At 51.1% G+C, this 577-nt stretch carries 1 protein-coding gene; it reads left to right on the forward strand.

What is annotated here, in order from left to right; genetic code table 11:
- Positions 1 to 163: CatA-like O-acetyltransferase (locus H3V04_RS08730; RefSeq protein ID WP_269748886.1), on the forward strand; the 163-nt coding region annotated here is incomplete at its 5' end.
- Positions 164 to 577 lie beyond the last annotated feature (414 nt).

Genomic DNA, 577 nt, shown 5'->3' on the forward strand with positions numbered 1-577 from the left:
CTTCGCCCCCGTTTTCACCATGGGCAAATATTATACGCAAGGCGACAAGGTGCTGATGCCGCTGGCGATTCAGGTTCATCATGCCGTTTGTGATGGCTTCCATGTCGGCAGAATGCTTAATGAATTACAACAGTACTGCGATGAGTGGCAGGGCGGGGCGTAATTTGATATCGAGCTCGCTTGGACTCCTGTTGATAGATCCAGTAATGACCTCAGAACTCCATCTGGATTTGTTCAGAACGCTCGGTTGCCGCCGGGCGTTTTTTATTGGTCTGGTCTCACGTTCGTCTGCAATTATCGGCCAGTTCAGTGAGACGGTATTGCGACGAATTGCCACGTTGTCGCAGTGTCTGTACTGTGGGTTAATGTCTGTGATCGCCGTCGTGAGTTCGTGTCATCCGCGCATGATTCAGATGGTCCTGGAGATCGTTGCTTGTACCGGCTGTTTGTGGCTCTACCATCTAGATGCGAATTCAGGGTGAGACCGACTACGGTTATCCACAGAATCAGGGGATAACGCAGGAAAGAACATGTGAGCAAAAGGCCAGCAAAAGGCCAGGAACCGTAAAAAGGCCGC

Source organism: Bifidobacterium sp. M0353, from assembly GCF_016100645.1.
GTDB lineage: Bacteria > Actinomycetota > Actinomycetes > Actinomycetales > Bifidobacteriaceae > Bombiscardovia > Bombiscardovia choladohabitans.